Consider the following 10,763-nt stretch of genomic DNA (forward strand, 5'->3'; position numbering starts at 1 on the left):
CGGCTGTGCGCGGTGTGGGCCGAGGTGCTCGGGGTGGACCGGGTCGGCGTCCGGGACAGCTTCTTCGAACTCGGCGGCGACTCCATCCGCGCCGTCTCCCTGGTCGGCGCGTTGCGGGCCGAGGGCTTCGACCTGAGCGTGCGGGACGTGTTCGACAGGCGTACCGTCGCCGAACTGGCCGGCCTGCTGGGCGAGCGGTCCACCCTGGTCGCCGACGACCACGCCCTGGTCGCGCCGTTCGCGCTGATCAGCGACGACGACCGGGCGCTGGTCCCGGACGGGGTGGTCGACGCCTACCCGCTGTCGCAGATCCAGACCGGCATGGTCATCGAGATGCTGGCCGACGACCAGCAGAACAACTACCACAACTCCAGCGCGTTCCGGATCATGGATGAGCGGCCCTTCGACTTCGCCGCCTTCGAGCGCGCAGCCGCCTGGCTGGTCGCCCGGCACGACATGCTGCGCACCTCGGTCCACCTCACCGGGTACTCGGTGCCGATGCAGCTGGTCCACCGGACGGCCGAGGTGCCGATCGGCTGGACCGACCACGGCACGCTCGACGCGGCCGGGACCGAGCACGTGCTCCAGGAGTTCGCGACCAGCGAGCGGGCCCGGCCGTTCGACCTGACCCGGCCGACCCTGATGCGCTTCTTCGTGCACGTCACCGAGCCCGACTCGTGGTGGCTCTCGATCACCGAGTGCCACCCGGTCATGGAGGGTTGGAGCTACCACACCATGCTGATGGAGCTGGTGCGGGCGTACCAGCGGATCGCCGCGGGTCAGGAGCCCGACGCCGAGCCGATGCCGGCGGTGCGCTTCGCCGACGCCATCGCCGGCGAGCTCACCGCGCTCGACTCGCCGGAGACCCGGGCGTACTGGCGTGACGTGGTGGGCCGGTACGAGAAGTTCACCCTGCCGCGCGACTGGGGCGACCGGAGCGTGGCCGAGCGGACCGCGTACCACACCCGGATCCCGTGGACCGACCTGGAGCCGGGGCTGCGGCGGCTCGCGGCCGAGGCCGGCGCGTCCATGAAGGCCGTCATGGTGTCCGCGTTCGGCAAGGTGCTCAGCCGGCTCAGCGAGGAGCCCGCGGTGCACGCCGGGCTGGTCTACGACACCCGCCCCGAGGTGCTCGGCGCCGACCGGGTCTTCGGCATGTACCTCAACACGCTGCCGTTCCCGTTCGACCCGATTGGGGGCACCTGGCGCGACCTGGTGGCCCGGACCTTCCGCCGCGAGGTCGAGTCCTGGTCGCACCGGCGTTACCCGCTGCCCGCGGTCCAGCGCGACAACCCCGGCCGGCAGGGGCTGATCGAGGTCTTCTTCAACTACCAGGACTTCCGCCAGATCGACACCGAGCTGGTCGACGCCACCCAGGGGCTGGACGACAGCCCCACCGAGTTCCCGTTGACCGTCTCCTCTCGGGCCGGGCACATCTTCCTGACCTCGGACGTCCGCTCGCTCACCCCGGCGAACACCGACCGGATCGCCGGCCTGTTCCGGACCGTGCTGGCCGCGATGGCCGCCGACCCGGACGGCGACGCCACCATCGCGCTCGTCACCCCTGACGAGCTGCGTGACCAGCAGGACCGGGCGGTCGGCGTGCCGCTGCCCGGCGACTACCAGCCGGTGCTGGAGCTCTTCGAGCAGCAGGCCGCCCGTACGCCGGACGCCGCCGCCGTGGTGACCGGCGGCCACACGCTCACGTACGCGGAGCTGGACGACCGCGCCGAGCGGTACGCGGCGGCGATCACCGCCCGCGGCGCCGGCGGGGAGTCGGTCGTCGCCGTGCTGCTCGACCGCGGCCCGGAACTCGCCGCCGCCCTGCTCGGCGCCTGGAAGGCGGGCGCCGCCTACCTGCCGCTCGATGTCGCCTTCCCGGCCGAGCGCGTAGCCGGGATGGTGGCGGACGCCCACGCCGCCGTCGTGATCACCGAGCGGGACCTCCTGCCCGGCGTCGCCGACGTCCCCGCGGACCGGTGGCTGGTGGCCGAGGACCTGCCCGCCGGCCGCCCCGCGGTCACCGGACGGACCAGGCCCGACGCCGACCAGCTGGCGTACGTCATCTACACCTCCGGCTCCACCGGCCGCCCCAAGGGCGTCGCCGTGTCGCACCGGGGGCTCGCCAACCACGTCTCGTGGGCGGCGCGGACCCTGGCCGCCCGGGGAACCGGCGGCGCGCCGCTCTTCTCCTCGGTCTCGTTCGACCTCGTCGTGCCGAACCTGTGGGGACCGCTGGTCACCGGGCAGCCGGTGACGATGGTGCCGAACGAGGTGGACCTCGGCGAACTCGGCGCCCACCTCGACCGGCACGGCCCGTACAGCTTCATCAAGCTGACCCCGGGCCACCTGGAGGTGCTGACCACCCAGCTCACCGCGGACCAGGCGGCACGCCTGGCGCCGGTGCTTGTCGTCGCCGGGGAGGCGCTGACCCGGCACGTGGTGCGCGCCTGGCAGGAGAAGGCGCCCGCCGTCGAACTGATCAACGAGTACGGCCCGACCGAGGCGTCCGTCGGCACCTGCGTCCACCCGGTCGACGGGCCGGTCCCCGACGTCGTCCCGATCGGATCGCCCCTGCCGGGCATGGTCATGCGGGTCCTCGACCGGGACCTGCGTCCGTTGCCGACCGGCGTCACGGGCGAGCTGTACGTCGGCGGCACCGGCGTCGCCCGAGGCTACCTGGGCCGCCCGGACCTGACCGCCGACCGGTTCCTGCCCGACCCGTACGGTCCGCCCGGCGCGCGCCTCTACCGCACCGGCGACCTGGTGCGGCTGCTGCCGGACGGCGCCGTCGACTTCCGCGGGCGCCGCGACGGCCAGCTCAAGATCCGTGGCTACCGGGTCGAACTGGGGGAGATCGAGGCGACGCTCGGCGGCCTCGACGAGATCACCGACTGCCGGGTGGTGGCCCGCGAAACCGGGCCGGACGGCGAGCGGCAGCTCGTCGCCTACCTGGTGGCGAACGGTGAGATGAACCGTGCGTCGATCCGTGAGCGGCTCACCCGCGTGCTCCCGGAGTACCTGGTGCCGTCGGCGTTCGTACAGCTCGATCGGCTGCCGCTGAACGCCAACGGCAAGCTGGACCGGCACGCCCTGCCGGCCCCGGAGGAGACCGCGACCGGGTCGGGCGGTTTCGAGACCGCCACCCCGTTGCAGGAACGCCTGGTCGCGGTCTGGTCCGAGGTGCTCGGCCGGACGGCCGGCGTCCGCGACGACTTCTTCGACCTCGGCGGCGACTCCATCCGGGCGGTGGCCCTGATCGGCGCGCTGCGGGCCGAGGGCTGGGACGTGTCGGTCCGCGAGATCCTTCAGCACCGCACGGTCGAAGCGGTCTCGCGGTTGCTCACCGGCCGGGACGCGCTGGACGCGGGCGACCGCGCGGCGGTGGCGCCGTTCGAGCTGGTGCCGGCCGTCGACCGGGAGCGGCTGCCGGACGGGCTGGCCGACGCGTACCCGCTGTCGATGAACCAGTCGGGCATGCTGATCGAGCTGCTCGCCGGGCACGACGACCGGCGCAGCTACCACAACGTCAACGTGTACGACGTGCGCGACGACCAGGGCTTCGACCCGGACGCGTTCGAGCGGGCGGTGCGCGAGGTGGTCCGGCGGCACGACGTGCTGCGGACCTCGGTCCGGCTGACCGGTTACTCGGAGCCGATGCAGCTCGTGCACCGGGTGGCCGCCGCGCCGTGCGCGTGGCGCGACCTGCGGCACCTCGACGCCAGGGAACAGTTCGCCGACATGTCGGCGTTCGTGGCCGCGGAGCGGGCGGACCTGTTCGACCTGTCCTCCGACGAGCCCCTGCTGCGGGTGCACGCCCACGTCACCTCGGACACCGAGTGGCTGTGCGGCTTCACCCAGAACCACGCGCTGCTGGACGGCTGGAGCAACCAGCTGTTCCTGATGGATGTGCTGGAGTGCTACCGGCGGCTGCGCGACGGGGCCGCGCCGGACCGGTGGGACGCGCCGTCGGTGCGGTTCGCCGACACGGTGGCGGCCGAGCGCCGGGCGCTGGAGTCCGAGCGGACCCGCGCGTACTGGCGCGACATGGTCCGCGACCACGTGAAGCTGACCATGCCGGCCGGGTGGGGCGGCGACTGTGACGCGCCGGCCGAGGTCGTGCGGGCCGGGATGTCCTACGCCGACCTGGAGGAGGGCCTGCTGCGCCTGGCCGCGTCCGCGCGGACGTCGGTGAAGAGCGTACTGGTCGCGGCGCACGCGAAGGTGATGAGCGAGCTGACCACCGCGCCCGCCTTCCACACCGGACTGGTCACGCACACCCGGCTGGCCGAGCCGGGCGGCGACCGGGTCTACGGCAACTTCCTCAACACCCTGCCGTTTCCCGTCCGCCCGGACGCGCGCACCTGGCGCGACCTGGTACGCCAGATGTCGGACACCGAGATCGAGATCTGGGACCACCGGCACTTCCCGATGCCCGCCATCGAGCGCCCGGCCGGCGTCGGCCGCCTGGTCGACGTGTTCTTCTGCTACCTCGACTTCCACCGGATGGACACCGAGGCGGCCGACGACAGCCAGGCGTTCAGCGACGCGCCGAACGAGTTCGCGGTCGGCATCGTCACCCTCGGCGGACGCCTGAGCCTGCGCAGCAACAGCCACGTGCTCAGCCACGAGCGAGCGCGGCAGATCGTCGGCATGTTCCGCGACGTCCTCGCCGCCATGGCCGCCGATCCGGACGGCGACGCCCGCGCGACCTTCCGGCCCGAGCCGAAGCCGCGCACGGCGCTGCGCAAGGTCCGGCGCCCGGGCCGCGGACGCCGGCGCCAGACCCCGCACGAGGTGTTCGCCGACCGGGCGGCGCGGACCCCCTCCGCGGTCGCCGTGATCGACGGCGGCTCCGAGCTGACCTACCGCGAGCTGGACGAGCGGGCGAACGGCCTGGCCCACCGGCTGCGCGCGGCCGGCGCGGGCCCGGAGACGGTGACCGGCATCTGCCTGCCGCCCGGCGCCGACGCGATCTGCGCGGTGCTCGGCGTGCTCAAGACCGGCGGAGCCTACCTGCCGCTCGCGCCGGGCGGCGACCGCGCGCCCGGCCGGGAACTCGGGCTCACCGCGATCGTCACCGGCGACCCGTCGCCGCACCCGGTCACGGTCGCGCCGGACGGTCCCGGCGACGCCGCCGCGCCCGAGGTGACCGTCGACCCGGAGACGGCGATGCTGGTCGGCCCGGCCGAGCCGTACGCCGTGGTCAGCCACGCCGACGTGCTCAGCGAGGTGACCGCCGCGCACCAGGCGGCCGAGTTCGACGAGTTCGACGTCTGGACCCTCGACGCCGGCTGGGCGGACGACCCGCTGCCCATCTGGGGTGCGCTGCTGTACGGCGGCCGGCTGGTCGTGCTGCCGCCGGACGAGACCCCGGCGCGACTGCTGGACCGGCTGCGCCGGCACGAGGTCTCGGTGCTGTCGCGCCGGGCGGACGACCTGCGTGACCTGGCCGCGCCGATCGCGCGGGACGAGGATCTCGCCGTACGCCTGGTGCTGCTCACCGGCGACGCGGGCCACCCGGACGACCTGCGCCCGCTGGTGGCGGCGGACGGCGACGGCCCGGCGGTGGTCAGCCGGTACCGGCGGGCCTGCTGGCGGCAGCTCGAGCCGGCCGACCTCGACGACGCGCGGTTCCCGATCGGCGACCCGCTGCCCGGCCGCGAGCTGCGGGTGCTGGACGCGCAGGGCCGCCCGGTGCCCGACGGTGTGCCGGGCGACATCCACCTGGGCGGCATCGTGCCGCGCGGCTTCACCGGGCGTCCCGCGCTCACCGCGGACCGCTTCCGCCCGGACCCCTTCGGGCCGGCCGGGTCACGCCTGTTCGCCACCGGGGATCGGGCGGCGGCCCGCGCCGACGGCGCGCTGGTGCCGCAGCCGTCGTCGGCCGCCGACGGCGAGGAGGGCGAATCGGAGTACGAGCCACCGCGGTCACCGCTGCAGAGCCGCATCGCGGCCATCTGGCAGGAGGTGCTGGGCCGCACCCCGATCGGCGTCAACGACATGTTCTTCGACGTGGGCGGTGACTCGATGCGGGCGCTGGCCGCGGTCGGTGTGCTGCGCGAGGAGGGGCTGGACGTCTCGGTCCGCGACCTGTTCCGCCACCCGACCGTCGCCGAGCTCGCCGATCGGCTGGCCGGCCGCGACCGGCGCCCCGGCGACGACGAGCCGGTCGCGCCGTTCGCCCTGATCGGCGACGACGACCGGACGAAGCTGCCGCCGACGGCGGTGGACGCGTACCCGCTCTCGCAGGTGCAGGCCGGCATGGTCGTCGAGATGCTCGACGATCCCACGGCGTACCGCAGTTTCGTGGCGTACGAGGTGCTCGGCTCCGAGTTCGACGAGGCGGCACTGCGGGCCGCGCTGGTCGAGGTGACCGGCCGGCACGACGCGCTGCGCACCTCGCTGCACCTGACCGGGTTCTCGGTGCCGACGCAGGTCGTGCACGCCCCGGCCGAGGTGCCGGTGACCGTGCACGACCTGCGCGACGTGCCGGCCGACCGGCGCGACGAGGAGTTCCGGACGCGGCTCGCCGCCGACCGGGACGCACCGTACGACGTGGCACGCCCGCCCCTGCTGCGGGTGGTCGTCGCCCGCCTCGGGGACACCCGCTGGTGGCTGGGCCTCGGCCTGCCGCACGCGCTGAGCGAAGGCTGGGGCCTGGCGATGGTCCAGGCCGAGCTGCACGCGGCCTACCGGGCGCTGGCCGCGGGGAGCACCCCGCCGCCGTACGAGGCGCCGCCGGTGCGCTACGCCGACTTCATCGCCGCCGAGCTGCGGTCCCTGGCCGGGGACGAGGACGCCGCGTACTGGCGGTCGGTGGTCGACGATCGGGAGGGGATCGGCGTTCCCGCGGTCTGGGCCGGGCCGGACGATGTGCCCTACCAGCACCTGGTGCCGCTCGACGACCTGGAGCCACGGCTGCGGGAACTGGCCACCGGGCTGCGCGTCCCGGTCAAGAGCGTCCTGCTGGCCGCGCACGTGGCGGTGCTGGGCCGGCTCGCCGAGACCCGGCGCGGCCATGTCGGCCTGGTGACCGACGCGCGCCCCGAACGCGCGGGCGCGAGCCGGGTCTACGGCATGCACCTCAACACGGTGCCGTTCGCCGTGGACCGGACCGCCGCCACCTGGCGGGAGCTGATTCGCGGCGTCTTCGCCCAGGAGACCGCGTTGTGGCCGCACCGGCGGTATCCGTTGCCCGCGATCCAGCGGGACTCCTCGGCCGGGCGGCAGGTGCGGACCGCGTTCAACTACGTGGACCTGGCCGGGGTCGGCCCGCGCCGGCAGGACGCCGACGGCGACATCGGCGCGACGCTTAGCCAGTCGCACACCGAGTTCGACCTGACCGTGCACTGCCGGCCCGACCGGATCAACCTGACCACCCGTACCGGGGTGATGAGCCGGGAGAACGGCGCCCTGCTGGCGACGATGTACCGCACCGTGCTGGAACGGATGGCGCAGGACGCCGACGGCGACGCGCGGGCGTCGGTGCTGCCGTACGCCGGCCCCGGACCGGACGCGGCCGAACGGGAGCCGTTCACCTTCGACCCGGTGCGCGGACTGGCGAGGTGGGCGGCCGAGACCCCGGACGCGCCCGCGCTCGCCGGCGACCTCGGGACCGTCAGCTGGGGACAGCTCGGCGCGGACGTCGACCGGTTGGCCGGCCGGCTGCGCGCCGCCGGTGTCGGACCCGGTGTCGTGGCGGCGGTCTGCCTGCCGGCCGTCGTGGCGCGGGTCACCGCGGTCCTCGCCGTCCTGCGGGCCGGTGGCGTCTGCCTTCCCCTCGATCCCGAGACCCCGGTCAGGCGGCTCGCGTTCCAGCTCGCCGACGCCCGGGCCCGGGTCGTCGTCGCGGACCGCGAGTCCACGCTCGACACCGACCTGCCGGTACTGGTCCCCGGCGACCCGAGCGCGGCGGCGCCGGAAGGCGAACCGGCGCCGGAACCCGAGCCGTCGGACCCGGCCTTTTTGCTTTACACGTCGGGCTCGACCGGGCGGCCGAAGGGCGTGTCGATCACCCGCCGCGGCGTCGGCAACCACCTGCTCGCCAAGGTGGCCGACCTCGGCATGACGGCGGCCGACACGCTCGCGCAGAACGCGCCGCCGACGTTCGTGGTGTCGATCTGGCAGATGCTGGCCGGCACGGCCACCGGCTGCTGCGTCCGGGTCGTCCCGGAGGCGGTCGCACGCGACCCGCACGCCCTCTTCGCCCTGGTCGCTGACGGCGAGGTCACCGTGCTGGAGGTCGTGCCGACGCTGCTGCGCGCGGCCCTCGACGGCGGCGTCACCCTGCCGCCCGACGCCGCGCTGCGACGGCTGGTGGTGACCGGCGAGGCCTTCCCGGCCGAGCTGGCGGCCCGGTGGCTGGCCCGGTTCCCGCAGGTCGGCCTGCTGAACTCGTACGGGCAGACCGAGTGCGCGGACGACGTCGCCCACCACGCGCTGACCACCGCCGACGGGCTCACCCGGGTGCCGATCGGCCGGCCGGTCCGCGGCACCCGGCTGTACGTCCTCGACGAGTGGGGCGCGCCGGTGGTCGACGGGGTGCCCGGCGAGCTCCACGTCGGCGGTCTCGGCGTGGGCGACGGCTACCTGAACCAGCCGGCGCTGACCGCCGAGCGGTTCGTCCCCGACCCGTGGGGCCCGGCCGGCGGCCGGCTCTACCGCACCGGCGACCTCGCCCGCCGGCTGCCCGACGGCACGCTTGACTACCTCGGCCGCTCCGACCAGCAGGTGAAGGTCCGTGGGCACCGGATCGAGCCGGGCGAGATCGAGGCGGCCCTGACCCGGCACCCCCTGGTGCGTCAGGCGGTCGTCGTGCACCGCGACGACCGGTTGATCGGTTACGTGGCGGCGGCGGACGAGCGGCCGACCCCGGCCGAGCTGCGCGCCGCGCTGGAGGCCGAGCTGGCCGCCTACCTGATTCCGGCCGCCTTCGTGGTGCTGGACGCGATTCCGCTGTCCCCGAACGGCAAGGTCGACCGCGGGGCGCTGCCCGAACCCGACGCCGAGGCGCTGGCGGTGACCGAGTTCGTCGCGCCCACCGACGGCCTCCAGACCGAGGTGACCGGGCTGTGGGCGCGGGCGCTCGGCGTCGAGCGGGTCGGTCTGCGCGACGGATTCTTCGCGCTCGGCGGCGACTCGCTGCGGGCGGTCGCGCTCGTCGGCGACCTGCGAGCGGCCGGATACGAGACGACCGTGCGCGACGTGCTGGACGCCCGGACCGTCGAGCGGCTCTGCGAGCGGCTGCGCCCGGTCGGGACGGGCGCGGGCCGGCGGTACGTCGAGGCGTACGCCCAGATCGAGCGTGCGGACCGTGATCTGCTTCCGCCGGACGTGGTGGACGCCTACCCGCTGGGCCGCACCCAGCTGGGCATGGTCATCGAGGCGATGTCCGGTGACGGCCGCGGCGCGTACCACATGGTCAACATGTTCCGGGTGACCGACGGGCACCCGCTGGACGAGGACGCGCTGCGCCGGGCCGTCGCGGTGGTGGCCGACCGGCACGAGACGCTGCGCACCTCGATCCGGTTGACCGGCTTCTCCGTGCCGATGCAGCTCGTGCACCGGACGGTGGACGTGCCGGTCGAGGTGCACGACCTGCGACAGGTGGACCCGGCCGAGCACCCCGCGATCCGCGAGCGCCTGGTGGCGCGTCAGCGCGCCGAAGCGTTCGACTTCGCGGTCCCGCCGCTGGTCCGGGTGCTCGCGCACCAGGAGAGCGACGAGGCGTGGTGGCTCACCCTGACCCAGACGCACGCGCTGACCGAGGGCTGGAGCACCCACCAGGTGCTGATGGAGCTGCTGGACTGCTACGACCGGCTGCGCCGGGGCGCCGAGCCGGAGCCCTACGACCGGCCCGGAGTCCGGTTCGCCGACGCGATCGCGGCGGAGCGTGCCGCGCTGGCCTCGGACGAGGACCGCGCCTACTGGGAGCGGATCACCGGCGACCACACCGGGGTGACGCTGCCGCGGGGCTGGGCGGGCGACTCGGACCGGCGGGTGTTCCGGCAGATCCCCTACGACGACCTGCTCGACGGGCTGCACGCGCTGGCCGCCGAGACCGGCACGTCGCTCAAGACCGTGTTGTTGTCGGCGTACCTGAAGGTGATGGGTCAGCTGACCGACGAGCCCGCCTACCACGCGGGCATGGTCGTCGACACCCGGCCGGAGGAGCCGGGCGCCGACCGGGTTCCCGGCATGTACGTCAACACGCTGCCGATCGCCGCCGACCGGACCGCGGCGACCTGGCACGACCTCGTCACCCGGGTCTTCGCCCGGGAACTCGACGTGTGGCAGCACCGGCGTTACCCGATGCCCGCGATCCGCCGCGACGGGGGCGGCGACCCGCTGATCCAGGTCTTCTTCAACCACCTCGACTTCCGCGGCGTGGACACCGGCCGGGTGGCGGCCGGCACCCGGACGACGAACTCGCCCAACGAGTTCGCCCTCTCGCTGATCAGCCAGCACGGCCGGTTCCACCTCGGTAGCAGCGAGCGGCACCTGGATCCGGCGAGTGCGGACCGGCTGGCCGGCATGCTGCGCGCCGTGCTGGAGTCGATGGCCGCCGGCGGCGACGGCGACGCCCGGGCCACCTACCTGCCCGCGGGCGAGCGGGAGCTGCTGCTGCGACAGGCGTCACCGTCGCACGTGACGCCCGTCGACCGCTGCCTGCACGAGTTGTTCGAGGAGCGGGTGCGGCGGTCGCCGGATGCGGTGGCGGTGGTGGTGGGTGGGGTGTCGTTGTCGTATGGGGAGTTGAA

General features: G+C 74.5%; 1 protein-coding gene. It reads left to right on the top strand.

Annotated features, from left to right (window positions below; all coding sequences use genetic code 11):
* The coding region (locus ACIA6B_RS32440) for an amino acid adenylation domain-containing protein (protein WP_396779297.1) at nucleotides 1–10,763 on the top strand (10,763 nt) is incomplete at both ends.

Origin of the sequence: Micromonospora sp. NPDC051141 (genome assembly GCF_044455765.1) — a bacterium.
In the GTDB taxonomy this organism is placed as follows: domain Bacteria; phylum Actinomycetota; class Actinomycetes; order Mycobacteriales; family Micromonosporaceae; genus Micromonospora.